Source organism: Streptomyces sp. NPDC002144 (assembly GCF_053593695.1).
In genome coordinates this window covers 165,917-187,541 of record NZ_JBSFDB010000010.1, presented here as the reverse complement: position 1 = coordinate 187,541, position 21,625 = coordinate 165,917, and the positions used below count along the sequence as shown (strand labels likewise).

General features: G+C 67.5%; 36 protein-coding genes and 1 other RNA gene. 16 read left to right on the top strand and 21 right to left on the bottom strand.

Translation table 11 applies throughout. The features are described from left to right. Positions 1-36 precede the first annotated feature (36 nt). The 20 genes from ACWCQ1_RS17760 to ACWCQ1_RS17665 form a co-directional block, all read right to left on the bottom strand. Positions 37-219, bottom strand: coding sequence for a helix-turn-helix domain-containing protein (locus ACWCQ1_RS17760; protein ID WP_123995340.1), 183 nt, complete (start codon positions 217-219; stop codon positions 37-39). Further along, positions 216-911, bottom strand: coding sequence for an FAD-dependent thymidylate synthase (gene thyX / locus ACWCQ1_RS17755; protein ID WP_450863637.1), 696 nt, complete (start codon positions 909-911; stop codon positions 216-218). Before thyX ends, ACWCQ1_RS17760 begins: the two co-directional genes overlap by 4 nt. A 60-nt stretch (positions 912-971) precedes the next feature. Further along, positions 972-1,214: a hypothetical protein gene (locus ACWCQ1_RS17750; RefSeq protein ID WP_450863331.1), complete on the bottom strand. Its 243-nt coding sequence runs from the start codon at positions 1,212-1,214 to the stop codon at positions 972-974. Positions 1,215-1,236: 22 nt separating this feature from the next. Beyond that, complete coding sequence (locus tag ACWCQ1_RS17745; RefSeq protein ID WP_450863330.1) at positions 1,237-1,488, bottom strand: hypothetical protein; 252 nt, start codon at positions 1,486-1,488, stop codon at positions 1,237-1,239. A gap of 19 nt (positions 1,489-1,507) precedes the next feature. Continuing rightward, entirely contained in the window at positions 1,508-1,939 is a 432-nt protein-coding gene (locus tag ACWCQ1_RS17740) for a hypothetical protein (RefSeq protein WP_451026849.1), read from the bottom strand. A 29-nt stretch (positions 1,940-1,968) separates the two neighbouring features. Next, on the bottom strand, positions 1,969-2,532 hold the full coding sequence (locus ACWCQ1_RS17735; protein ID WP_451026848.1) for a deoxynucleotide monophosphate kinase family protein: 564 nt from the start codon (positions 2,530-2,532) through the stop codon (positions 1,969-1,971). Positions 2,533-2,550: 18 nt separating this feature from the next. Continuing rightward, complete coding sequence (locus ACWCQ1_RS17730; RefSeq protein ID WP_450863325.1) at positions 2,551-3,255, bottom strand: hypothetical protein; 705 nt, start codon at positions 3,253-3,255, stop codon at positions 2,551-2,553. A gap of 75 nt (positions 3,256-3,330) precedes the next feature. Then, a complete protein-coding gene (locus tag ACWCQ1_RS17725) occupies positions 3,331-3,657 on the bottom strand; it encodes a hypothetical protein (RefSeq protein WP_450863324.1) in 327 nt (108 codons plus the stop codon). Between the two features lie 16 nt (positions 3,658-3,673). Next, entirely contained in the window at positions 3,674-4,255 is a 582-nt protein-coding gene (locus ACWCQ1_RS17720) for a hypothetical protein (RefSeq protein ID WP_450863322.1), read from the bottom strand. 75 nt (positions 4,256-4,330) lie between these two features. Then, positions 4,331-4,738 (bottom strand): hypothetical protein, encoded by a 408-nt coding sequence (locus ACWCQ1_RS17715; protein ID WP_450863320.1) that lies wholly within the window; start codon positions 4,736-4,738, stop codon positions 4,331-4,333. Between the two features lie 30 nt (positions 4,739-4,768). Then, positions 4,769-5,014, bottom strand: a complete 246-nt coding sequence (locus ACWCQ1_RS17710) for a hypothetical protein (RefSeq protein ID WP_450863318.1) — start codon at positions 5,012-5,014, stop codon at positions 4,769-4,771. A 17-nt stretch (positions 5,015-5,031) separates the two neighbouring features. Next, positions 5,032-5,217, bottom strand: coding sequence for a hypothetical protein (locus ACWCQ1_RS17705; protein WP_450863316.1), 186 nt, complete (start codon positions 5,215-5,217; stop codon positions 5,032-5,034). Positions 5,218-5,271: 54 nt separating this feature from the next. After that, positions 5,272-5,514: a hypothetical protein gene (locus ACWCQ1_RS17700; RefSeq protein ID WP_450863315.1), complete on the bottom strand. Its 243-nt coding sequence runs from the start codon at positions 5,512-5,514 to the stop codon at positions 5,272-5,274. Further along, positions 5,511-5,798, bottom strand: a complete 288-nt coding sequence (locus ACWCQ1_RS17695; RefSeq protein ID WP_450863314.1) for a hypothetical protein — start codon at positions 5,796-5,798, stop codon at positions 5,511-5,513. The genes ACWCQ1_RS17700 and ACWCQ1_RS17695 overlap by 4 nt, the downstream gene beginning before the upstream one ends. Positions 5,799-5,830: 32 nt before the next feature. Further along, positions 5,831-6,370 carry an antirestriction protein ArdA gene (locus tag ACWCQ1_RS17690; RefSeq protein WP_450863312.1) on the bottom strand — a complete coding sequence of 180 codons (540 nt, stop codon included), beginning with the start codon at positions 6,368-6,370 and terminating at the stop codon, positions 5,831-5,833. Positions 6,371-6,444: 74 nt separating this feature from the next. Then, positions 6,445-6,690, bottom strand: a complete 246-nt coding sequence (locus ACWCQ1_RS17685; RefSeq protein ID WP_123995353.1) for a hypothetical protein — start codon at positions 6,688-6,690, stop codon at positions 6,445-6,447. A gap of 33 nt (positions 6,691-6,723) precedes the next feature. Beyond that, on the bottom strand, positions 6,724-7,191 hold the full coding sequence (locus ACWCQ1_RS17680; protein ID WP_450863310.1) for a hypothetical protein: 468 nt from the start codon (positions 7,189-7,191) through the stop codon (positions 6,724-6,726). A gap of 28 nt (positions 7,192-7,219) precedes the next feature. Next, positions 7,220-7,286, bottom strand: an RNA gene (locus tag ACWCQ1_RS17675) — hammerhead ribozyme type II. 73 nt (positions 7,287-7,359) lie between these two features. Continuing rightward, on the bottom strand, positions 7,360-7,986 hold the full coding sequence (locus ACWCQ1_RS17670; RefSeq protein WP_450863308.1) for a hypothetical protein: 627 nt from the start codon (positions 7,984-7,986) through the stop codon (positions 7,360-7,362). Between the two features lie 85 nt (positions 7,987-8,071). Then, on the bottom strand, positions 8,072-8,476 hold the full coding sequence (locus ACWCQ1_RS17665) for a hypothetical protein (RefSeq protein WP_450863307.1): 405 nt from the start codon (positions 8,474-8,476) through the stop codon (positions 8,072-8,074). 1,343 nt (positions 8,477-9,819) lie between these two features. Here ACWCQ1_RS17665 and ACWCQ1_RS17660 point away from each other — a divergent pair. The 16 genes from ACWCQ1_RS17660 (at position 9,820) to ACWCQ1_RS17585 (ending at position 20,677) form a co-directional block, all read left to right on the top strand. Then, entirely contained in the window at positions 9,820-10,329 is a 510-nt protein-coding gene (locus tag ACWCQ1_RS17660; RefSeq protein ID WP_451026847.1) for a DNA cytosine methyltransferase, read from the top strand. A 193-nt stretch (positions 10,330-10,522) separates the two neighbouring features. Then, a complete protein-coding gene (locus tag ACWCQ1_RS17655) occupies positions 10,523-10,741 on the top strand; it encodes a hypothetical protein (RefSeq protein ID WP_450863303.1) in 219 nt (72 codons plus the stop codon). Between the two features lie 325 nt (positions 10,742-11,066). Further along, positions 11,067-11,291: a hypothetical protein gene (locus tag ACWCQ1_RS17650; protein WP_123995360.1), complete on the top strand. Its 225-nt coding sequence runs from the start codon at positions 11,067-11,069 to the stop codon at positions 11,289-11,291. A gap of 23 nt (positions 11,292-11,314) precedes the next feature. After that, complete coding sequence (locus ACWCQ1_RS17645; RefSeq protein ID WP_451026846.1) at positions 11,315-11,743, top strand: phage terminase small subunit; 429 nt, start codon at positions 11,315-11,317, stop codon at positions 11,741-11,743. A gap of 37 nt (positions 11,744-11,780) precedes the next feature. Beyond that, positions 11,781-12,107, top strand: a complete 327-nt coding sequence (locus ACWCQ1_RS17640; RefSeq protein ID WP_450863299.1) for a hypothetical protein — start codon at positions 11,781-11,783, stop codon at positions 12,105-12,107. A gap of 76 nt (positions 12,108-12,183) precedes the next feature. Continuing rightward, positions 12,184-13,431 carry a terminase gene (locus ACWCQ1_RS17635; RefSeq protein WP_451026845.1) on the top strand — a complete coding sequence of 416 codons (1,248 nt, stop codon included), beginning with the start codon at positions 12,184-12,186 and terminating at the stop codon, positions 13,429-13,431. A 33-nt stretch (positions 13,432-13,464) separates the two neighbouring features. Beyond that, on the top strand, positions 13,465-14,886 hold the full coding sequence (locus ACWCQ1_RS17630) for a phage portal protein (RefSeq protein ID WP_450863296.1): 1,422 nt from the start codon (positions 13,465-13,467) through the stop codon (positions 14,884-14,886). Beyond that, positions 14,883-16,007, top strand: a complete 1,125-nt coding sequence (locus ACWCQ1_RS17625) for a VG15 protein (RefSeq protein WP_450863294.1) — start codon at positions 14,883-14,885, stop codon at positions 16,005-16,007. The genes ACWCQ1_RS17630 and ACWCQ1_RS17625 overlap by 4 nt, the downstream gene beginning before the upstream one ends. Before the next feature lies 1 nt (position 16,008). After that, positions 16,009-16,530, top strand: coding sequence for a hypothetical protein (locus ACWCQ1_RS17620; RefSeq protein ID WP_451026844.1), 522 nt, complete (start codon positions 16,009-16,011; stop codon positions 16,528-16,530). 138 nt (positions 16,531-16,668) lie between these two features. Beyond that, positions 16,669-17,670 (top strand): hypothetical protein, encoded by a 1,002-nt coding sequence (locus tag ACWCQ1_RS17615; protein WP_451026843.1) that lies wholly within the window; start codon positions 16,669-16,671, stop codon positions 17,668-17,670. An 80-nt stretch (positions 17,671-17,750) separates the two neighbouring features. After that, positions 17,751-18,209: a hypothetical protein gene (locus tag ACWCQ1_RS17610; protein ID WP_450863288.1), complete on the top strand. Its 459-nt coding sequence runs from the start codon at positions 17,751-17,753 to the stop codon at positions 18,207-18,209. Positions 18,210-18,211: 2 nt separating this feature from the next. Further along, positions 18,212-18,541, top strand: coding sequence for a phage head completion protein (locus tag ACWCQ1_RS17605; RefSeq protein WP_450863635.1), 330 nt, complete (start codon positions 18,212-18,214; stop codon positions 18,539-18,541). After that, the gene (locus ACWCQ1_RS17600; RefSeq protein WP_450863287.1) at positions 18,541-18,924 is read left to right on the top strand and encodes a DUF5403 family protein; all 384 of its coding nucleotides are present in this window, start codon (positions 18,541-18,543) and stop codon (positions 18,922-18,924) included. The genes ACWCQ1_RS17605 and ACWCQ1_RS17600 overlap by 1 nt, the downstream gene beginning before the upstream one ends. Further along, positions 18,924-19,418 carry a hypothetical protein gene (locus ACWCQ1_RS17595; protein WP_123995368.1) on the top strand — a complete coding sequence of 165 codons (495 nt, stop codon included), beginning with the start codon at positions 18,924-18,926 and terminating at the stop codon, positions 19,416-19,418. Before ACWCQ1_RS17600 ends, ACWCQ1_RS17595 begins: the two co-directional genes overlap by 1 nt. Positions 19,419-19,495: 77 nt before the next feature. Then, positions 19,496-20,233 (top strand): phage tail tube protein, encoded by a 738-nt coding sequence (locus tag ACWCQ1_RS17590; RefSeq protein WP_450863285.1) that lies wholly within the window; start codon positions 19,496-19,498, stop codon positions 20,231-20,233. Positions 20,234-20,338: 105 nt separating this feature from the next. After that, positions 20,339-20,677, top strand: coding sequence for a phage tail assembly protein (locus ACWCQ1_RS17585; protein WP_450863283.1), 339 nt, complete (start codon positions 20,339-20,341; stop codon positions 20,675-20,677). Positions 20,678-20,896: 219 nt separating this feature from the next. Here ACWCQ1_RS17585 and ACWCQ1_RS17580 read toward each other — a convergent pair whose 3' ends face one another. Further along, complete coding sequence (locus ACWCQ1_RS17580; protein WP_451026842.1) at positions 20,897-21,613, bottom strand: hypothetical protein; 717 nt, start codon at positions 21,611-21,613, stop codon at positions 20,897-20,899. Positions 21,614-21,625 lie beyond the last annotated feature (12 nt).

Sequence of the window (21,625 nt, the reverse complement as noted above, 5' to 3'; positions counted from 1 at the left end):
CTATCTCTTGTCTCTGTTTCAGGCACAGGTGTGCCGCTATCCGTAGTGGTCTTCGAGGTACGCGACGATGTCGCGCTCGCGGAATCTCAGGAGCCGCCCCACCTTCTGGGCCTTCAACCCCCAGTGGCGGTACTTGTTCCGCACGGTGATGTCGCTGACCTTCAGCCATTCGGCCACTTCTTCCGGGGTCAGCAGCCGGTTGCTCCCCCCTGCCGTCAAGGCGCCACCCGCCCGTTCGCCTCGAAGGCGGCGTGGGTGACCGGCATCAGCTCGGCGAAGATCGCCTCGGCCTTCTCGGCGCACATCTCGATCTCGCGCTGAGGGTTGGAGACGAAGGCGGCGTCCTCGCGGTGGGTACGCAGGCTCAGGAAGTTCATGAGGCCGCGGGGGTTCAGGGTGACGTACATCGAGCTGTAGATGCCGACCGGGAGGGCTGCGCGGGCGACCTCGCGGGCGATGCCGGCGGAGAGCATCCGCTCGTAGGACTGGTAGGCGGTCTCGTAGGCGCGGAACAGCTCGGCGTCCACGGTGGCGAACTGCTCTGGGGTGCCGGGCTCGAATCGGTAGTGGCCGGGCTTGCCGGTTTGGACGAGGTTGCGGCCTACGGAGGGGAGGTAGAAGTCGGGCCTCAACTCGCGGTAGCGGGCGGACTCTTCGTTGTACGAGGCGATGCGGTGGCGCTGCCATTCGCGGAAGACGAAGATCGGGGCCTCGATGTACAGGGTGAGACTGCCGTGCTCGAACGGGCTGCCGTGACGCTCGCGCATGAGGTACTTGATCAGGCCCTCGTCGCTGGCGGCCAGAGTCCGGCCGGTCTCGTCCTGGCGGGCCTGGGCGCCGAGGGTGGAGACACGGGCGGCCCGTACGACGGCGAGGTCCGAGAGGTTGTGGTCGACGAGTTCGACGCGCATGTCGGAGCGGAGGTTGAAGGGGCTGGTCACGGCTGACCCTTTCTGGTCTCAGGTTTACATTCAGGCCGCGTTGCGTGCGGCGTGCTCCTCGTAGGAGCGGCGGGACTGCTTCGTGAGGTGCCACATGCCGAAATCGCACTGGTAGACGCGGTTTTCACGGTTCTGCGGGTGGCGACCCTCCCAGCGCTGGGCCTGGCGGTCGCGCTTGGCCTGGGCCCGGCCGAGGGCCTTCTCGGCGGCGCGGCGGTCGCCGAAGGCTCGCTTGTCGGAGCAGTCGCAGGTGTGGAACTCGACGGTCTTCACGGGGAGGGTTCTCCTTGGCTGATCAGGGACGCTTCTTTGCGATCAGGCCACTGTTTCGGGCCATCCGCATGTAGGTGAGGACCGTCTGACGCTGGACGCCGAGGTATTCGGCGAGGTGGCGAGCCGGGTTGAGTACCCCGTCAGCCTCGGCCTTGAGGTAGTGGGCGGCAAGGCGGACGAGGAAGGCTTCGGTGACACGGTTGCCCTGGCGGAGGTCTCGCAGCTCGGCGATCTCGGCTTCGGTCATCTTCGGGGCGCGGAGTGCGTTCGTCATGGAGGTATCCGTTCTGCGGTCATGTCGCCCGGAACTTGTCGCACGGGCAGGTGGGTATCTGACAGGCGCCTCGGGCGGCGCCGGCAAGCGAGTGGGTGAAGGGGGCGTGGCCGCAATCGGGGTGGAAGCACCAGCCCTTCCAGCCCTTCTTGCCGTCGATGTTGGCGAGCGTGACGCCGGGGGCGTAGAGCTTGACCAGGCGGCCGGTGCCCCCGATCGCGAGCTTGTTGGCGAAGGCTTTCGCCTCGGCCTCGTTGCCGAACGGGGCCCAGTTGAGCCCGCGGCTTCCGTCCTTCCAGGTGTGGACCAGGGCCACCCAGTCGCGCATCTGGAGGATCTCGCCCATCTCCTTGATCAGGGCTTTGGCCATCTGGTCGGCGCTCTCGAAGGTGGGGTCCTCCAAGAGCGCCTTCACGGCCTCGACCTCTTCCTTGCGGGGGGTGATTCGCATGGTTCCACCTTAACACGGTGGTTCCATGTTTACATGGTGAGCGGGATGAGCTGCATCACGCGGTCGTGAAGCTGAGCCAAGGTGCCGTCGTTGCGGATCACGTCGTCGAAGAGGTACCCGGCGAGGGCGTTCTCGCTGACGTGGCCTGCCTCTCGGATGGGCTCCTGGCCGGGCCGCTCGATCGCGACGACAAGGCCGCCATGGGCGCGGATAGCTTCGGCCTCGTTGGGGAAGCGCACGTCGGTGATGACGGTCGCGCCCCACGTCGTGAAGTCGCGGAACAGGGCGTCGACCCAGACGTTCTCGCCGAGGACTCCTCGGCCGCCCTCGGTCCCGAGGCGCTGGAGGTAGCGGCGTACCTCCGGATACGTCTCCTTCGCGGCGTCCCAGCCGTACTGGTCGACCTCGTACCGCAGAGTGGTGAACCCGTCGGAGTAGGACGGCTCGTCGAGGACAGGGTTCATCGCGTACAGGATGTCGCGCACCTTGTCGGCGAAGGCCCGGCGGGACCAGCCTGCGTCGAGGAGGGCCTGAGCCGCGCTGTCCTTGCCCGAGCGGGCGGCGCCGGCAAGTCCAATCAGGGGAATGGTCACGGGAGTTGTCCTTTCCAGTCAGGCGGAGGTGGTGTCGGCGGCGGCCGGGGCTGCCTCGTCGATGGCGGTCTCGAAGGACCAGGCGCCCTCCATGAGGGACAGGCGCATTTGCAGGTCGGCGTGACGGCCCTGAAGCTCGCGGAGCATCCGGTCGACCTCGCGGTACTCCTCGCGCAGATCGAAGGTGCGGGTGGCGCGCTGGGCACGGGTATGCGCGGCGGCCTTCTCGTGGACGAGAGCGGCGTCGGCCTGGTGCAGCTCGACCAGGGCCCAGATCAGCTCGCGCGTCTTGTCGCGGACTCCCTTCGGGGCCGGGTAGTCGCCGATGCCGGTCTCCAGGCGGCGGACCGAGAAGTCGCGCTTCGTCTCGCGCTTCGTGTAGACGTGCAGCCCCTCGGCCAGACGCGAGCCCCACACTTCGAGGTCGCCCTCGCAGGCCGCGTACGAGGCTCGGCCATACCCGACGTACAGGCCGGACGGGAGGAACTCCCAGGCGTTCTCGTTGGGACCGTTCGTGTGCCAGGTGACGAGCGGCTCGTCGTAGACGGGGGCGATCTGGACCGTCCCGCGGATTCGGGGGCCGGTCACGCGGTAGGTGGTGATCCAGGGCCGGTCGGGAGTAGCCCACGGCTTGTCGTCGGGCTCGGTGGTCGACCGCTCGAATGTGACGGTGCCGAAGGACAGGCCGACGTGCCCGGCGTACTTGAAGGTGTCCATGCTCATGGTGGTGTGCTCTCTGTGAGGGCCGCCCCTGCCCTCTCCCTGTATGGACGGGGGCGGCTGGTGTGCTCGTGACGGTCAGGCGGCGTAGCAGGCGTGGACGGGGATGCCCTCGGCCTTGGCGTGCTGGATGCAGTTCTCAGCGCACTCGACGAAGAAGGCGAGGGCCTTCTCGGCGGCGTCGGAGAGGGTCTGGGCCATCTCGAAGCGGGCGTTCTGCATGCGGAGCAGCTCGTCGCCGAACATCAGGTAGAGGCCCTCGCCGCTCCAGTAGATCCGGCCTCCGCCGCGTGGGTTGTTGGCGTTCTGCTCGTGGAACACGGCGTCGCCCGTGAGGCCGCGCTCGATGCGGACTCGCATGCTCGCGCCGTCCGAGAGGGTCAGGCGGTCGGTGTGCGTCTTCATGGGACTTCCCTTCGGGTCAGACGGTGGTGCCGGCGGGGCGCGCGGCGTAGAAGCGGAGGGCCTCGCGGGCCTGGGCTCGGGCGTACGGCTTGCCGTAGAAGCCGAAGCAGGAGTCGACGTGCTCCCAGGTCTCCATGGACTCGTCGGGGTCGTCGTCACGGGTCCAGCCGACGCGCTCCTCGACCACGAAGCCCCACACGTCGCCCTCGGCCCATGCCTCGTATTCCTGCATCTCGGCCTCGACGTATCCCTCGGTGAGGAGGCCGCCGTCGATGGCGCGGGCCTCTTCGCCGGTCACGTACCAGAGGGAGCGCGGCCCCCGTTCTGGGCTGGACTCCAGCACGATCCCGCCGTGGTAGATCGAGACGTAGCGGGTGAAGATGTCCACGCCGGTCCAGCGGTTCCACTTCAGGCGCTCCCACGCCCAGGCGAGCGGGCCGCCGTCCTTGTCGACGGGGTGGTACTGGCCGAGGTGGGTGTCGATGGTGATGACGTGGACGAGCGTCTCGGCGTCGTTGCGGGGGTTCTCGGGGTGCTCGTCGAGCACCAGGCGCACGCGGAAGCGGCCGTCTTCGGTGGTGGCGAGTACATCGGTCATGTTCGGTTCCTTCGTGGGGTGGGGGCCGCCCCGGCTCTCCCTGTGTGCGAGGGCGGCCCGTGGTGCGAGAGGTGATCAGGCGGCCGGGGCTGCGGCGAGGGCCTCGGTGTCCCAGGCGGGTATCGGGCGGCCGATCTCGGCGTATCGGGCGGCGCGCTTCGCGGCGTTCGCCGAGCCCGAGTACGGGCAGCCCTTGTGACGGCGAGGCGGTGCGGGGTTGGCGCCCTTCCGGTCCCGCATGTGCGAGTAGTAGACCTCGATCTCGGCGTCGCACAGCTCGTCGACCAGGGCCCAGCGGTGTTCGCTGCCGGGGTAGCCGTGGTGGGCGCCCGCGCATCGGGTGCGGGTGCAGCCTTCCGGCTCGGGGACCGGAGTGGTGCGGGGGGCGTAACCGAGTTCGGTCATGCGGGCCCAGGCGGCTTGGAGGCTCTCCAGGTTGCGCGGGGTGGCGCGCAGGAAGGAAGCGAGGAACGGGGCGGTCATGTGTCCTGCCTTTCAGGCGAGTTGGGGAGGTCAGGCGTTGTTGAGGCGGTCGAGGGTCTCGTCGGCGTGACGTTCGAGGATTCGGTGTGCGATCTCGTGCTGTCGGTAGGCAGCGGCGAGGGTGCGGATCTTCTGGCCGTAGTGGGCGAGGTAGCCGAGGTACGGGCCGAACTCCAAGGTCACGGCGTACTTCATGTCGGCTTCGATCTGGGCCTTCTCTTCGGTCAGGTCGATGTGGTCGCGGAGGTTCTTCAGGCCGTCCGGCTGGGCGTTCATGTGGTGGGCCTTTCGGTTCAGGCGTGGTCGGGGGCGGGGAGGTAGCCGAGGGTGCCGGCGGAGTCGATGACCCAGACCTCGCCCTCGTCGAAGACCAGATCGCGGGGGAGGATCTCGGAGCCGCAGTTGTCGCAGCGGAAGCGGCCGGAGGGCTGGACGCCGAAGGGGGCCTTGTTGCACTCGGCGCAGATGATCGTGATCACGGGTAGCCTTTCTGGGGTGGCCCCTCCCTCTCCCTGTGGGAGGGGCCGCTTGCGTCAGGAAGTGGTCTTGTAGCCGTCGCGGCAGGTGACGTACGAGGTGTCACCGATCAGGGCCCAGCAGTCGGCATGTCCGTCGATCTCGCCCCAGAGCACGCGTCCCTGCTTCTGCATGCGCTCGTCGAAGGTCGGGATGTGCCGGGGAGGCTTCGGCTCGTGGTGGACGCCCACGGCGTCGGCGAGGATCAGGAAGACGGCGGCGCTGAATCCGGCGACGATGGCGCGGAGGAGCTTCTTCACTTGCCCTCGGTCCCTTCGAGCAGGGCGAGCAGCTCGTCGACTGCCGCGTACTCGGCGGGGCTGACGTAGCGCCATTCCTTGTCGGGGAGCATCTCGACTGGCAGGGCCAGGGCGAGGCTCTCGGCGGTCTCGGCGAGGTTGCAGAGCGTGTACCACTCCTGTGTGCCTGGGTCGTAGTCGTTGCGCCAGGCGGTGACCTCTCGGGCGGTCTTGAGCACGTCGGCGACGAGGTTCTTGATCCTTTCGAGCGCGATCGACTCGGCGTTCCGGATGGTTGGCATCATGTTTACACTCCGTGCGGTGGAAGCCGGGCGGGTCAGTTGGACCAGAAGACGTGGATGCCGCCGGACACCTCTTCGGCGTGCAGGCCGCCGCTGAACAGCTCCTCGGCCGCCCTCGTCCAGTCGATCTCATTGAAGGGCCAGCGCGTCATGCGCTCCTTGTCCTCGTCCGAGGAGGTCATCTCGGCCCACTCCTGGGCGTAGCTCGCCTCGTCGTCGTAGAAGCCCCGGTAGGCGTCGCGAAACTTGTCGATCCAGTGCGCGCGGTCGGACTGCTCGCCGAACACCTCGACCCAGCAGGCGAACGCTTGGGCCTCGTCCTCGGTCAGGCTGGCCAGGGCCTCGGCGATCTCAGCCGCCTCGGACGGCGAGCACTCGCCCTCCAGGGCTCCGCAGAAACCCTCGTGGTCCATCACCCACAGTTCCTCGTGGGAGGTCTCCCGCTTGTGCAGGTCGGCCGGGGTGACCAGATCGGCCGTGTCGGCGGCGTACCAATCACCCACCAGGCGACCGGCGTTGTAGCAGGCCAGGCAACCGATCCAGACTTGCGGGTCGACCTTACGGGCCGTGATCATGCGTCCTCGCTTTCGCGGTAAGGGGGCCGCCCCTCCCACTCCCTGTTTGGGCAGGGGCGGCCAATGGGCGGGGGTCAGACGGAGATCAGGTCCCAGCCGTCGAGGATGTGAGCGATGGCGGCCTCGTCGATCCGGGCCTTCGCTGCGGCCTCGCGCTCCTCGTACGTCGGCAGGTCGAAGGACATGACCGTCTGGGCGAGCGGGTCGGCTTCGAGCGGCTCGAAGAATCCGGCGACCACCACGTCACCGATCCGGAGGAGGAGGGACAGCGCGCCGCACTCGGGGGCGATGAAGGCGATCTGGTCGTCAGGCTTGATCATGATGTGGCTCGCTTTCGAGTGACTGGGGAAGGGTTAGGCAGCGGCGGGGGTGGAGGCGTCGCGCACTGCGGTAAGCGCGGCCTTGACCTGGGCGAGCGCTTCGGCGCGCTGACCGGCCGACTTGTACTGCCAGGACTGCACCTTGAAGACCGGCGCATCGGTCGGGCCCTCGTACGAGCCCAGCCACTTCAAGATCGAGCGGCGGTGGGCGAGGTCTGCCGCCTCCCGGCGGACCACGGCGGCCAAGATGGTCTGCCAGTGGTGCTCGACCCAGAAGGCCGGGGTGTTCACGCGGTTCGTCAGCGCGGTGCCCACGTGACCCGCGAGGCCGGACTCGTCGTCGTACTCGTTGGCCAGGTTGTGAATCGCGCGGCTGCGGAATCGCTGGGCGGCGAGTCGCAGTTCCTCGCGGTCGGTCGACAGGGCGAGGCAGACCACTCCGCGGTGCTGGTCCACCATGCCGGCGGCAGCCTTGATCGCGTCGGGCAGGGACGTGCTCATGTAGTCCTCACGTTCGGGGATGGTTCGATGCGGGCTGGCATCGTCAGAGGGGAGGAACCGCCTCCCGCTGACACCCCATGCGGGGTGTTTCGCCTTTGCATCCGGGGGAGTTGGGCCGCCCCTCCCCGAGAGGGGGAGGTCAGGGAGGGACGGCAGTTCAGGGGTGGGTCAGGCCCGTGCGAGATCGCTGTTCGAGGTGACCTCCTGCACGGAGATCCCGTGCTCGTGAATCACGCCGCAGTCGTCCTCGCCGCAATCGCACTCGTCGCGGAGCATCTGTGCGTGCATCTCGGCGCAGCCCTGGGCGTACTGCCAGGCCGACCACAGCGAGGTGAAGCGGGACTCGGCGTCGCGCTCGTATCCCTCGCGCTGCGTCACCAGGACCCGGCCGTTCGCCTGTGCCTCGACCTCCCACAGGCCCACCAGGTCGCCGTTCTCACGCCAGACCCGGACCTCATGGTTCGGCTCGCACTCGCCCTCGAAGGTGCACCCCGAGCCATCGCAGTAATTCGAGAAGCAGTGCCATGTCTCGGCCGGGTCGCACTCGGAGTCGCGACAGGACTGGCACTCGCGGGCATTCATGATGTGCATCCCGCAGCACTCGCAGTCGTACGCGCCTCGGATGATCTCCTCGGACTCGTCTTCGAGCAGATCCCAGCCCTCGGGGATGAAATCCCACACGTCGTCGGGCTCGTCGTCGAGGTAGTGGTCGATGTACGTCGTCTCGCCCCTGTCGTCCTCGACGATCAGCATCAGGTACCAGCGGGCGTCGGAGGGGGCAACGATGGTCGACATGTGTGCTCGCATTCAGGGGAGGGGGCCGCCCCTGCCCTCTCCCTGTGTGGGAAGGGGCGGCCTGGTTACAGGTTTACACTCGGGCTTAGGCGTCGACGGTCTCGACGAACCCGGCGTCCTCCCGCTCGGCGAGCTGGGCCTCCAGCTCCGCGATCCGCTGACGCGCCTTGTCGTAGGCGAAGGACACCTCGTCGAGGCGGTTGCGCAGGTTGTAGGCGATGGACAGCAGGTCGAACCGCTGCACGTCGCGCTTCTGGAGGTTGACCGGGCGGACCGGCTTCGGGGCCTCGATCTCGGCGACCATCTGCGCCGTGATGAAGATGAACCCGCCGCAGTAGGTGCAGCGCTCCTCGGCGTCCTGCTCGGAGACGTTCCGCTCGTAGAAGCTGAAGTCGACGCACCCGTAGCACCGGAAGTCGCCGTCCGACTTCTTGACCCCCACCGCCTTGCCGTACTGGCGGTCGGTGTCGGAGAACACGTACTCGGTCATGTGACCTTACCCTTCAGGCTTGGCTGGTCTCAAGTTTACACCAGCCCGCTTTGTTTGGCCGAACCGGGCTGGTTCGGCGTGGTTCCAACTTTACCATGCTCGCTGTTCGGAGTTTCGCGTTTGGCCTGGTCAGCGGTAGGCACTCCCATTGTCCTACCGCCCGGACTCTTGGCCGGTCGCTTCCCTCCCGGACCTTGCGGCCCGTTCAGCTTGCGGTGGTCACACCTTAACACGCTTCCCGGTCCGATCCGCAACCCCCTTGCGTGAGCTGCGATTTCCCGGTCCTGCCTGCCCTTCCCGTTCGGCCCGTTGCCGTGCCGTTCGGTGCGGTGTGGTCACACCTTAACACATTGCTCGGGGTGCCTGTCCATTCGGCCCGTACGTACGCCGTGCCTGCCCTCCCCTACGCGTGCGCGTGACGCAGGCAGGCAGACAGGCAGCGTGCAACGTCCGTCATGTCTGGTCGACGACTGCGCGTCCTGCTGTGTGCGTGTCTCACGCGCTCTGTCTGTCGCTGTCTCATCCGTGCATGCATGCGTCATTGCTCACGCTGTGACCACGTACATCCGATGCGAGGTGCTGTGTGTACGTGTGTCACCACATGTCCGATTACACCCAATCCACCGGCCTCTTGCCCTTGCGTTCGATCTCGCACCGACTTGCGCCGACGCCTGGGGATGGGTGGGGGTATGACCCAGCCGGCAACGGAAGAGGGGCCGCCGGGTCTTAGCAGCTCGGATTCTGCCACGGTTCCAAGGTCGACCACGCCCCCGCGCTCGCCCGCCCTCCAGGTCGTAAATGTGCAGGTCAGCGGCGGCGAGAGCGTTCTGCAGGGTGGTCGCCACGAGTGCACAGGAATGAGCGCCGGCGGATGGGGCCCAGCGTCGCTCACCACGCCGTCAGCGCGGCCCAGCTCGGCCGCGCTCGCCCGCCCGAAGTACGTCTTCGCGTCTTCCCGCAGTGCCGCCCTTCCGGGCGGCCCTCGCCGCTGGCGTCTTCACGCTATCCGCCCTCCGGGCGGCCCTACTCCTTCGCCGCCGCTTCCTTCCGCCGTCGCCCTTCCGCCGTCGCCCTTCCGCCGTCGCCCTTCGGGCGCCGCCGGGGTGTGAGCGAGGTCACAGGCTTTCTTCTTTCCGGAATCAAGATCATCTAGCGACTTCTATATGTAAGTACGTAAGTCGCGAGTAGCAAGGCTTGAGCCCCTGTCGGGGCTCGCCAGCATGAAGACGCCTTACGTATTTCGCGCGTCCGCGAATTGCAGGCTTGGCCCCCGGAGGGGGCCACCTGAATGAAGACGAAAGACGTACGCACGTAATCGCGTCTTTCGCGCATGGGGGGCCTGCTTGAAGATCCTCGAACTCTGCGCAGGGTACGGCGGCGTCGGCATGGCTGTCGCTCCCCTCATCGGCGGGCGCGTCGTCTACGTGGCGGAAAGCGCGCCAGGCCCGAGCGCCGTCCTCGCTGAGAGGTACCCGAACGCTCCCAACCTCGGCGACATCCGCGAGATCAACTGGGCTCAGCTCGTGGGCCTGGTCGACGTGATCACCGCAGGGTTCCCCTGCCAGGACATCTCGATTGCGGGGAACCGGGTTGGAATTCGAGGCGCTCGCTCTGGAGTTTGGGTCTACGTCCTTGAAGCAGTTCGCGTCATACGACCGCGAATCCTCTTCTTGGAAAACGTCTCGAACATCCGGACGCGCGGGCTCGAAGTCGTCCTCGGTGACCTGGCCGAGATCGGGTATAGCGCGCGGTGGGTGTGCGTTCGAGCTACCGCAGCTCACGCCCCTCACCTCCGTGACCGGTGGTTCTGTATCGCGACCCCTGAAGACCCCGACCTCGAACTTGGGATCTAACGGCGGCGCTCGCCCGCCGGCTGAACGTCGAGCTGGGGGGCATGGCCCGACCCTCGACGACGAAGCGTGCTACCTGCTCCCGTACTCGGAAGCGATCCTCGAAGGCCGCGAGCCCGAGCCTGCGGTCGACGGCCCCAACTCCCCCGCGCACTGGTGGGGTGAGTACCTCCCCGCTATCCGGCAGTGGGAGGCAGTGACCGACCGTGCCGCTCCCCCGCCAACCGAGGCAGGCCGCAAGGGCGGCCCCCGCGTAACCGTCGAGTGGGTCGAGTGGCTCATGGGCCTCCCCCTCGGCTACGTCACCGCCGTCCCCGGCCTGACGCGCGGGCAACAGCTTCAGATCCTCGGGAACGGCGTCGTCCCGCAACAGGCTTCCGCCGCGTTCGCGGCACTCCTCGCCCTGGGGGTGTGATGCCGAACTGGGCTTCCTCAGACCGACGCGAACGGTTGCCGGCGGACTGGCCGAAGATCCGACTCCGCGTCCTGCGCCGAGACGGCCATCGCTGCACGGCCCGTGATCAGTACGGGCAGCGCTGCGAGGAACCGGCTACGGACGTGGACCACATCGTGCCTGGTGATGACCATCGAGAGACCAACCTTCGAGCACTCTGCGGGTTTCATCACCGGGCCAAGTCCTCACGCGAGGGAGCCCTCGCTCTGGCCGCACAGCGGCGACGGATCAATCAGCGGTTCAAGCGGACCGAGGCCCATCCGGGGCTTCTGTAAGGGAGGCGCCCGTGTTCACTGCTGCCTGGGTCGCATGGATCGGCCTGTTCGTCGTGATCGAGGGCGCCGCCCTGTACCTGAAGGAACCCGGCGACACCTTGTCCGAGCATGTCTGGAAGTGGTTCCACACCGCGAAGGGCACCGTGCCGGACCGGACAACCCGGCTCCGCCGTTTCGTCCTGGTCGCGTTCCTGGCCTGGGTCTCCGCCCACTTCCTGACGGGCGGCATGTTCTGACCTGACATGAAGGAGGTGAGCCGGTGCCCGGCCCCGTACCCAACCGTGAAGCTGATCTGGCTCGCCCCCGAGAGCGCAAGGGCTCGGACGTTCAGTCGGTGACACGAGGCGTCGCCCGGCCCACGAAGGTGCCGAACGCTGACCGCAACTGGCACCCCATCGCGAAGCGCCTGTGGGACTCCCTGAAGGAGTCCGGCCAGGCCGACTTCTACCAGCAGTCCGACTGGGCGCTCGCCTACTCGCTGTGCGAAGACCTCTCCTACTACAAGAAGTCCGGCAAGCGGTCGGGACAGATGCTCCAGACCATCTACAGCGCCTTCGAGCGGCTCCTCGTCGCCGAGGGCGACCGACGCCGCGTGCGTATCGAGCTGCACGAGCCCGAGCCCGAGGAGCAGTCCGCGGCCGTCCTCGCCATCGCCGACTACAAGAAGGAGCTGGGCTTCGCCAAGTAGGTGAGCCGCCCTTCGGGCGGCCCAACCATGAGGGGAGGTGAGTCCCATTCCAGCCCTCACAGCAGAAGAGATCGACGCCCTCGAACCGTCGTTCCTCGGTCCGACGTGGACGAAGGAGCCGGACGGTTCCTGGAAGCTCCCCGAGCGCACGCTCGGCTGGCAAATCGCCGGTTGGTGCGCCGAGTTCCTCAAAGCCGAGGACGGCGGGCCCTGGCGCTTCACGCGCGAGCAGCTCCGTTTCGTCTTGTGGTGGTACGCGGTCGACGAGAACGGCCGCTTCATCTACCGCAAGGGAGTCCTCCAGCGCCTCAAGGGCTGGGGCTTAGGGCAAGGACCCGCTCCTCGCGGTCATCTCCCTGGTTGAGTTCGTCGGGCCCTCCCGCTTCTCGCACTGGGACCAGGCCGGGCAGCCGGTCGGCGTCCCGCACCCCCAGGCGTGGGTGCAGATCGCGGCCGTCAGCCGCGACCAGACGCGCAACACGATGACGCTGATGCCGTCCCTGATGTCGGACAAGCTCATCGAGACGTACGGCATCAAGGCCGGGGCCGAGCTGATCCGCGCGAACGGTGGCCGGCAGAGGCTCGAAGCGGTCACGTCGTCGTTCCGCGCCCTTGAGGGCGGCCGAGTCACGTTCACGGTGCTCAACGAGACGCACCACTGGGTGACCGGCAACAACGGCGACCGCATGTACGAGACGATCGACGGCAACGCGACGAAGAAGGACTCGCGCTATCTGGCGATCACGAACGCGTACCTCCCCGGCGAGGACTCCGTCGCCGAGAAGATGCGTGAGGCGTTCGAGAAGATCCGCGAGGGCCGCGCTGCGGACATCGGCTTCATGTACGACTCGATCGAGGCCCACCCGGCGACACCCCTGACGCCCGAGGCGATCCGTATCGTCCTGCCGAAGATCCGTGGTGACGCGGTGTGGCTGCGGGTCGAGACGATCCTTCAGTCGATTCTCGACACGACGATCGCGCCGAGCCGCTCGCGGCGTATGTGGCTGAACCAGATCGTTGCGGCCGAGGACGCCCTCTTCGGCCCGGCCGAATGGGATGTGCTCCGTAACGACGCGCTGACGCTCCAGCCCGGCGACGAGATCACGATCGGCTTCGACGGCGGCCTCCGTGACGACAGCACGGCCCTGGTGGCTCTGCGCGTCAGCGACATGGCGGCCTTCGTGCTGGGGCTGTGGGAGAAGCCGGACGGTCCGGCCGGGAAGGACTGGGAGGTCCCCCGCGACCAGGTGGACAGCGCCGTGCACGACGCGTTCCGCGCGTTCGAGGTGCAGGGCATGTACGCCGACGTTGCCCTCTGGGAGTCCTACATCTCCGAGTGGTCGCAGGCGTACGGCGAGGGCCTGGCCGTGAAGGCGCCCGGCAAGGACGCGATCGGCTGGGACATGAGGACCAGCCTCAAGGCCGCGACCCTGGCGAACGAGCGCCTGATGCGCTCGATCTTCGATCGCAAGCTCGCCCACGACGGCGACCTGAAGCTCCGCCGGCACGTGCTGAACGCGCGGCGCCGGACCAACAACTACGGCGTCTCCTTCGGCAAGGAGAGCCGCGAGTCCCCCAAGAAGGTCGACGCGTACGCGGCCCTGATGCTCGCGCACGAGGCCCTGTTCGACCTGCGCGCCCGTGGCCGGAAGGTCCGTAAGCGGACTGGCCGGGGCTTCTTCCTGTAGCAGTGTAAAGATGTAACCAAGGGTGGTGAGTTCATGGCCGACACCCAACCCGCCTCCCTGGCGGTGCAGCTCCTCGCCATCCTTGGCCGGGATAAGGACCGGCTGACCCGGATCGACGACTACCTTCACGGGCGTCACGACGATCCGTACATGCCCGCGATGGCCGACGACGAGTATCGGCTCCTCGCGAAGCGGTCCATATCGAACTGGACCCCGCTCCTCGTCAACACCCCGGCACAGGCCCTCTACGTGGACGGCTACCGGGCGGGCGACGAGGACGGCAAGGGCTCGGCGACGGATCTGTCCTCTCCCCAGTGGGAGCACTGGCAGCGTTCCCGCCTCGACGCCCGGCAGTCCGCCGTCTACAAGGGCGCTCTGACGTACGGGCATTCGTTCACGCTGACCGAGCGCGTCAAGGGCGTGGTGCTGACGAAGGGCCTGTCCGCGCTGCGGACGGCTGCCCTGTACGAGGACCCGGCGAACGACGACACCCCGTACGCGGCGCTGACCGTGGTGACCTGGCCGCACGCCGAGACTCCCGGCCGGGCCCGCATGTGGGACGGCACCTTCGAGTACGCGGTCACCTTCAAGTCGCTGGACGACGCGGACGGCGTGAAGGTCGGCAAGGGCAGGCGCCACGGCGCGAGCGAGTGTCCGGTGACCCGCTTCGCGGCGTCGGTGGACCTCGAAGGCCGCACGGTCGGCGTGATCGAGCCGATGATCCCGCTCCAGAACCGGATCAACCAGACCATCTTCGATCTCCTCGTCGCCCAGACGTACGCCTCGGTGAAGGTCCGGACCGTCACGGGCATGGCCCCGCCGGTCCAGCGCGATCCGGAGACGGGTGAGGTCGTCTACGACGATCAGGGCAACCCGATCCCCCTGCCGATCAACCACAACGCGAAGCGGTTCCTCTTCGCCGAGGACCCCGACGTGAAGTTCGGCAGCCTCGACGAGACCCCGCTCGGCGGGTTCATCGACTCGATCGACATGAGCATCCGGCACCTCAGCGCCGTCGCGCAGGTACCGCCTCACCATCTGCTCGGACAGATCGCCAACCTCTCGGCCGAGGCTCTCCAGGCCGCCGAGACGGCGCTGTCTCGCAAGATCCAGGAGTTCCGCACGGTGTTCGGTGAAGCCTGGGAGAGAGTGTTCAGGCTGGCCGCCGAGCTGGAAGGCCAGGGCGCTGCCGACGACTTCAAGGGCGAGGTCATCTGGCGCGACATGGAACAGCGCAGCCTCGCGCAGGCCGCTGACGCGCTGGGCAAGCTGCGCGAGCAGCTCGGTATCCCGGCGAAGGGTCTGTGGAAGCGCGTCCCGAACGTCACGCAAACCGAGCTGGACGAGTGGGACGACCTTGCTGACGAGGAAGACTCGGTGGGTCAGCTCGCGTCCGCGTTGAACCGCGCGACGCCCGAGCCGGTCACCGCGGATTCGATGCCGGCGGCTGCATGACGCGGAAGTCGAGGCAGGCCGAGACCGATGAAGTCTCGGCCGCCTTCCACGTCGCGCTGACGCAGATCGGCGCGCAGACCACAGCTGAGGCCCTGGCCCTGTGGGCGGACGTTCCGGTCGACCAGCGGGCGGCCACGGCGGGCGGATGGCTGCGCAAGGCCATCACGCTCGTCATGTCCCGTCGTCGCCAGTCACGCGACTTGGCGCGGGCCTACTACCGGCTCGCCCGAGCGCTCCAGACCGGAACGACGGTCGCCGACCCGTATCACCCCGAGCCCACGTACGTGACACTCGCCGACCTGCGGCGAGAGTTCGCCGCCCTGGCGGGCACGTACGAGCCGCCCTCCGAGAGCCCGTCCGACCCCCCGCCTGATACAGGCGAGAAAAACTCGAGGTCCGCCGGCACCGATGAAACGGCGCCCGAAGACGACGACCAGGGCCAGACGCCCGGCGACGACTCGGCAGCCGTCATCGACGACCAGGACCAGGGCGACGGACAGGACGGCGAAGACGACTGGGAGCGCATCCTCGTCGAGGAGCTGAACGGGCTCCGTGAGGAAGAGGACCGGATCGAGCGCCAGGCCGAAGAGGAGCTTCGGATCGTCCTCGAAGCCCTCGGTCCGGCCAACCTCGACCGGCGCATGACCGTCGAGGACGCCGACCCCGACGAGGCCAAGCGGCAGGCGGGATCGCAGCAGGCAGCCGCGGCCTCCCGCATCGCCATGAACGGCGCCCGGTCAACGAACTGGACGCACATGACCCGCGACCGGCGGGCCCTCGGATACGTGCGCCTGTCGCGTACGGGCACCCCGTGCGGCTGGTGCGCCATGTTGATCAGCCGGGGCCCGGTCTACAAGTCCCGCGAGTCCGCCACCTTCGCGGACGGCGACAAGTACCACGACAACTGCCACTGCTACGCGATGCCGATCTGGAATCGGGATCAGTACCAGTCGAGCGAACTGACCGCCCTTTCGCGGCAGTACGAGTCCCTGTGGCCAGAGGTCACCAAGGGTCACACCGGCAAGGACGCGGTGAGCGTCTGGCGCCGGTTCATCCGCAAGCAACAACGAGCCGCAGCCCAGGAGGCGCGGCAGTCCACGAGCACGGCCCCGGAGGCGTGAAGTGTCTGACGAGAAGCCCAACGACGAGGAGACCCCGAGCGGCGAGACCCCGCCCGGCCAGAAGCCGGACGAGGAGCAGAAGCCGAACGACAAGGCCGGTGCCGGCGGATCGTCGACCAGCGAGGAAGACGAGCTGCCCGACTGGGCCCGCAAGGAACTGGCGAAGGTCCGCATTGAGGCGGCCGGATACCGCACTCGACTGCGGGACGCCGAGACGAGGCTCTCCGGAGCCAAGAGCCCGGAGGAGTTCGAGGCCGCCCTCGCGGACGTGAAGGCCAAGAACGCCGAGCTTGAGCGCTCTCTCCTCATCTCCACCGTGGCCCGCAAGTTCGACCTCCCCGAGGCCCTGGCGGGTCGCCTGCGCGGCGACACCCCCGAGGAGCTGGAGGCCGACGCGAAGGCCCTTCAGGCTCTCGTCACCCCTGCCGCCCCGCCCTCTCTCGGCGGCGGCCTCGATCCGTCCGACGAGGACGACGGAGAGATGGACCCGCGCAAGCTCGCGCGGCGAACCAGGCGCTTCTAGCGCCTCCGATGACCCCCCTTTCTGAACCCCCGTGCTGAACCGGCCGGGGGTCTTTTCATGCCCCGGAGGTAACACCCCTTGGCCACCGCACAGCATCAGGTCGTAAAGCCTCAGAAGCTGGTCAACACCGCAGTCGGGATGCTTGAGCAGGAGCTGATCATCCCCAACCTGTTCCAGAAGCAGGGCGTCGACCAGTTCAAGGGTGCCGAGAACGACACGATCTCCATGAAGGTCGAAGGCATCCTGCCGTTCCACGACTACGCGTGGCGTAACGACCGCTCGAACCCCATCGTCTTCGACGAGTACAGCGAGCGGACCATCGCCGTGACCTTCGGCGGCAACGTGTACTCGGCGGTCAAGCTCACCGACGAGCAGAACGACTTCGACATCGACAACTGGTCGAAGCTCCTGCGCCCGCAGTCCAAGGCTGTGGCTCGCGGCCTCCAGCGCCGAGCCGTCAACCTCCTGACCGGCCAGACCTACAACGCCACCATCGGCAACGCTCAGCAGAACCTTCGCGGTGCGCTGATCGAGGCCCGGCGCGTGCTGAACGCCTTTCACGCTCCGAAGGAGGGCCGTTACCTTCTGGTCGGCACCGAGTTCGAGTCGGCGCTCCTGAACGACGACAAGCTCAACCTCGCGCAGAACGTCGGTGACAGCGAGGCCGAGTCCGCGCTGCGTACCGCGAGCATCGGCGACCGCATGGGCTTCCGCATCGTGGTCGACCAGACCATCCCTGCCGACACCGCGTACGCCTTCGCGTCCTCGGCGTTCATCTTCCTGTCCGGCGCCCCGAGCGTCCCGCAGTCGGTTCCTTACGGCGCGACCACCTCGTTCGAGAACATCGCCCTGCGATGGGTCCGCGACTACGACCCGCTGTACATGCAGGACCGCTCGGTCGTGAACACGTACGCGGGCTTCCGGTCCGTGACGGACGTGCTCGTCGGCTGGGACCAGGCGAACGAGAAGGAGATCGTCTCCACTCAGGAGCACTTCGTTCGCGGCATCAAGCTCCAGCTCGACGGCAAGTCCGACTACCCGGCGGCCGGAAGCGAGCTGGCCACGATCACCGGCGTCTCCGACGCGAAGGTGTGGACCCCGACCGGCATGAAGGCCGAGACGGACCCGGCCAACGCCTGACCTGACCGGCGGAGCTGGTTCATCTGGGCCTGATTGCAGATGGCCCAGCTCCGCCGTCCCTTCTCCCGAGAGGAGTCTCATTGGCGTACGCCACTCTCGACGAGCTGAAGGGCCGCCTCGACTGGGAGTTGGACGCCGACGAGCTGCGCATCGCTGCCGGCGCATTGGAAGACGCTTCGGACCTTGCGGCCACCTACGGCCGTGACTGGCCCGAGGACACCGCGCCCCGGCTGGTGAAGACGCTCGTGCTGAAGTCCGCGGCGAGGTACATGCGGAACCCGAACGGCTACACGCAGAGCCGGGCCGGGGACGAGACGCTCGCCTGGTCGGACATCGGCCGTGATGCGGGCACCGTGTACTTCACCCGCGAGGAGATCCGGCTCCTTGAGGAGCTGGCCGGGCGCAAGCGCGGGATCTCCAGCGTGGTCGTCTCCGCCTGGGGCACGAAGCCCCGTGCGGCCGATGTCGGCCGCGTGCCGGTCGACTACTCCCCCGCCTCGCCGTTCCCCCTGTTCGGGGATGAGGTGAGCCCCTGGTGAGCATGCAACGCAGGCGGGGCCAGATGGCGACCGTGTGGGCCACGAAGGAGATCACCGACAACCGGGGGAACAAGGTGATCACCGTGGACGAGGACAACCCGATCACAGTGAGGGCCGCCTTCATCCCGCAGCGGTCCGGCAAGGCCGAGGTCCCCGGCCAGCAGCAGATCAACGTGACGCGGATGATCGTGGACGCCCATGTCGAGGGCGTCACCCTCTGGTCCCGCGTCCGCTGGCAGGGCCGCATGTGGGACGTGGTGACTCCGCCGGCATACCACCACGGCGACCGCCGCACCCGGCACTGGTCGATCGACGTGAGGGAGCGGCCCTGATGGCGCACATCGAAGACAAGGTGGGTCGACACAAGCTGGAGAAGTACATCGCTCTCCTGCCCGGCGTTCAGGACGCCCTTGACGAGGCCCGGTTCGAGATCGCTGCCCGCGCCGAGGAGCTGCTCCTTCAGCATCGCCTCGAAGGCCACGCACAGATCGACGTGGTGGACGGCGATGTCGACAAGTACGTGGTCCTGGACGACGAGCGCGGCAAGGCCGCTGCCCTGTCGATCGAGTACGGCCGCGCCGCTTCCGTCGAGGTCCGGACCCGCAAGGACGGCACCACGTACCTCGCCACGGTGGGCGCGATGGACGGCCTGTTCATCCTGGCCCGCGCCGCGAACCTCCCCAAGAAGCGGAAGGGGAAGGTGCACCTCGACTGATGGCAGGCATCCCCGACCACATCAAGGCCATGGCGGAGCTGTCGCCGGTCGAGGATCTCCTCCTGGCCGTGCTGCGCGAGGGCCTGCCCGGCGTCCGGGTGAAGTCCCTCGTCGACCTGCACGAAGAGTTCCCCCTCGTCCTGGTCCGCCGCGACCCGACGTGGGGCGAATGGCAGGGCGACACCCGCTTCACGGACGCGGCCCGCATCGTCATCAACACGTTCGCGCCGGACCCCAACGGGGACGAGGACGCGGCGATTCTCGGCGAGGCCGTCCGCGTCGTCATGCGCGACGCCTGGCTGAACCAGAAGGTCTATCCGCGCCTTGGCCACATCATCCGCGTGGACCTGAATTCCGCGCCGAGACGCGCTTCGGACTGGGCGACCGCTACCGGCCCCGTCCAGTACGCCGACCTCCCAACGGGGGTGTGGCGCTACGAGTCGATCTACGACGTGCAGATCCGTAAGCCACGGACTCGCCCCTACACCCCCTGATAGTTCCCATCACGCAAGGCCCGGTCCCCATTCGGGGTGCCGGGCCTTTTTGCGTGCGCGAGTAAGGATGCAGCCTCTTGGCGATCAACGACAACGCAGTTCTTGTCGTCGGGTCCGGTAACTACCTGACGGCGCCGGTCGGCACGGCAATGCCCGCCGATCTCCTGACGCCTACCTCCCCGTGGCAGAACGTCGGTCACACCTCCCTGGAAGACATCTTCGGAATCACTTCCGAGGGCGGCGAGGCGACCACGATCGGGTCGCTCCAGAACAAGTCTCTGCGCACGAAGTACAGCGCGCGTACGGAGACGATGACTTTCACGCTCCAGCAGTTCGACACTGCCGGGCTGAAGCTGTACTTCGGCGCCAACGCGCCGATTCTGCCGGACGGTTCGGTCGGCGTTCCAACCAACCCGGAGCCCACTCAGTCGGCGTTCCTCGCGGTATTCGTGGACGGCGACAACCACTTCGCCTTCTACGCGCCCCGAGCGGAAATCTACCGCGCCGACGACATGGCGATCTCGGACACCGAGTCCCTCGCCGGTCTGCCGCTCGGCGTCAAGCCGATGGCCTACGGCAACAACACCTGGACGTACGCGATCACGCCTCTCGGCGGCGTACTGGCGACCGGTGCTTCCGCCGGCACCCCCGGCTCCTTCACTCCTGACGGCGCCACCACCCCGGCCAACCTCGCCGGCATGTCCAGCGTGATCGCCACCCCGACGACCGCATGGACCACGGGTCAGCACGTGATCCTCGGCGACGGCTCGAAGGCGTACTGGAACGGAACCGCCTGGGTGGCTGGCCAGGCGTGATGACTCCCGGCGCGGGCGCATTGCGGACCCGCCCGCGCCGGGCCTCCCCCTCTCTCCTCGGTCCGCTCCCCCCTGTCTGTCTTCTCTCTGGAGGTCCGCAACCCCATGGCTTCTTACTCCCTCGACGACATCCGCGCCGCCGCTGAGCGCAAGTACGGCTCGACCGACATCGAGGTCGGCGGCGAGACCGTCCGACTGCTCAACCCGCTGCGCCTGCCCAAGGCTCGGCGCGATGCGCTGCTCGCCCTTCAGGAGCAGATGGGCAAGGAGGACAGCGACCAGGCCGAGCTTCTGTCCGAGGCGATCCGCACCGTGGCGCAGTCCGAGAAGGCCGCCGCGAACCTGCTCGACGAGGTGGGCGGCGACCTCGCGATCCTCGCCGAAATCTTCGGCCACTACGGCGAGAGCACTCAGGCGGGGGAAGCCTCGGCCTCGCAGGGCTGATCGACGAATACGGCGAGGGTCTGTACCCGGACCTGCTCTTCCACTTCGGCATCGACCTTGCCGAAGTGATAGCAGGCCGGGGCCCTTCCCCGTCTCTCGTCCTTCTGCTTGTGCAGAGGCTTCCCGACACCTCTCTTACGGTCGCGCTCGCGTCGGGCGGCCGTGAGTTCTTCGGCTGGGGTCAGGACCGGCACATGACCGCCGACCTATTCGACGCGATCAACCAGAACACCAGGGCGACCGGCCAGTGGGGCAAGAACAAGGCCCCCAAGATTCCGTCCTACCCGAGACCGCAGCCAAAGAAGGCCCCGGAAAAGAAGGCCAAGAAGCTGCGCTCCGTCGCCGAAATCTACAAACACTTCCAGCGGAGGTAAGCCGGTGTCGGATGCGAATGTTGTCGGCCGCGTAGCGGTAAAGGTCATGCCGGACACCTCCGGCTTCAAGGATGACCTGAAGGAAAAGCTCAAGAAGATTGAGCACGACATCGCGGTCACCATTCGCACGAAGGCGGACGCGAGCGGCGCCCGCAAGGATGTCCTTGAAGCGGTCCGGGCGATCAACAAGGACAACAAGGCCACCGACACCCGCAAGATCCGCTTCTACACGAAGCTCGACCTCAACGGCATGTCCAGCGAGGTCGCCAAGGCTGTACGCGAGTACCAGGCCCGCGCGAACCAGCACCGGATCACCTTCAACGCGACCGGCCGTCAGGTCGTAGACGAGGCCCGCCGGGTTCGCCGGCAGGCGGATGCCGAGCTGTCCGACCTGCACATCGGGGTCAACCTCGACAACCAGGGCTCGGTCATGGCCGCCATCGGCAAGGTGAAGGCCGCCCTCGTCGCGCTTGGCGAGACGGACATCGCCGTCGACATCAACGAGCCGAGCCTCAACGCCGCGATCCACATGTTCGAGGACCGCCTCGACGAGATCGGGCACATCAACCTCCGG

Coding starts and splice junctions, on each gene's coding strand:
- ACWCQ1_RS17685 (WP_123995353.1), bottom strand. CDS start 6,690: ATGATCAAGCCTGACGACCAGATCGCCTTCATCGCCCCCGAGTGCGGC.
- ACWCQ1_RS17625 (WP_450863294.1), top strand. CDS start 14,883: ATGACGCGGAAGTCGAGGCAGGCCGAGACCGATGAAGTCTCGGCCGCC.
- ACWCQ1_RS17725 (WP_450863324.1), bottom strand. CDS start 3,657: ATGAAGACGCACACCGACCGCCTGACCCTCTCGGACGGCGCGAGCATG.
- ACWCQ1_RS17665 (WP_450863307.1), bottom strand. CDS start 8,476: ATGACCGAGTACGTGTTCTCCGACACCGACCGCCAGTACGGCAAGGCG.
- ACWCQ1_RS17605 (WP_450863635.1), top strand. CDS start 18,212: ATGCAACGCAGGCGGGGCCAGATGGCGACCGTGTGGGCCACGAAGGAG.
- ACWCQ1_RS17595 (WP_123995368.1), top strand. CDS start 18,924: ATGGCAGGCATCCCCGACCACATCAAGGCCATGGCGGAGCTGTCGCCG.
- ACWCQ1_RS17745 (WP_450863330.1), bottom strand. CDS start 1,488: ATGACGAACGCACTCCGCGCCCCGAAGATGACCGAAGCCGAGATCGCC.
- thyX (WP_450863637.1), bottom strand. CDS start 911: ATGCGCGTCGAACTCGTCGACCACAACCTCTCGGACCTCGCCGTCGTA.
- ACWCQ1_RS17680 (WP_450863310.1), bottom strand. CDS start 7,191: ATGAGCACGTCCCTGCCCGACGCGATCAAGGCTGCCGCCGGCATGGTG.
- ACWCQ1_RS17690 (WP_450863312.1), bottom strand. CDS start 6,370: ATGATCACGGCCCGTAAGGTCGACCCGCAAGTCTGGATCGGTTGCCTG.
- ACWCQ1_RS17585 (WP_450863283.1), top strand. CDS start 20,339: ATGGCTTCTTACTCCCTCGACGACATCCGCGCCGCCGCTGAGCGCAAG.
- ACWCQ1_RS17710 (WP_450863318.1), bottom strand. CDS start 5,014: ATGAACGCCCAGCCGGACGGCCTGAAGAACCTCCGCGACCACATCGAC.
- ACWCQ1_RS17615 (WP_451026843.1), top strand. CDS start 16,669: ATGCTTGAGCAGGAGCTGATCATCCCCAACCTGTTCCAGAAGCAGGGC.
- ACWCQ1_RS17720 (WP_450863322.1), bottom strand. CDS start 4,255: ATGACCGATGTACTCGCCACCACCGAAGACGGCCGCTTCCGCGTGCGC.
- ACWCQ1_RS17695 (WP_450863314.1), bottom strand. CDS start 5,798: ATGATGCCAACCATCCGGAACGCCGAGTCGATCGCGCTCGAAAGGATC.
- ACWCQ1_RS17630 (WP_450863296.1), top strand. CDS start 13,465: ATGGCCGACACCCAACCCGCCTCCCTGGCGGTGCAGCTCCTCGCCATC.
- ACWCQ1_RS17740 (WP_451026849.1), bottom strand. CDS start 1,939: ATGCGAATCACCCCCCGCAAGGAAGAGGTCGAGGCCGTGAAGGCGCTC.
- ACWCQ1_RS17730 (WP_450863325.1), bottom strand. CDS start 3,255: ATGAGCATGGACACCTTCAAGTACGCCGGGCACGTCGGCCTGTCCTTC.
- ACWCQ1_RS17670 (WP_450863308.1), bottom strand. CDS start 7,986: ATGTCGACCATCGTTGCCCCCTCCGACGCCCGCTGGTACCTGATGCTG.
- ACWCQ1_RS17715 (WP_450863320.1), bottom strand. CDS start 4,738: ATGACCGCCCCGTTCCTCGCTTCCTTCCTGCGCGCCACCCCGCGCAAC.
- ACWCQ1_RS17600 (WP_450863287.1), top strand. CDS start 18,541: ATGGCGCACATCGAAGACAAGGTGGGTCGACACAAGCTGGAGAAGTAC.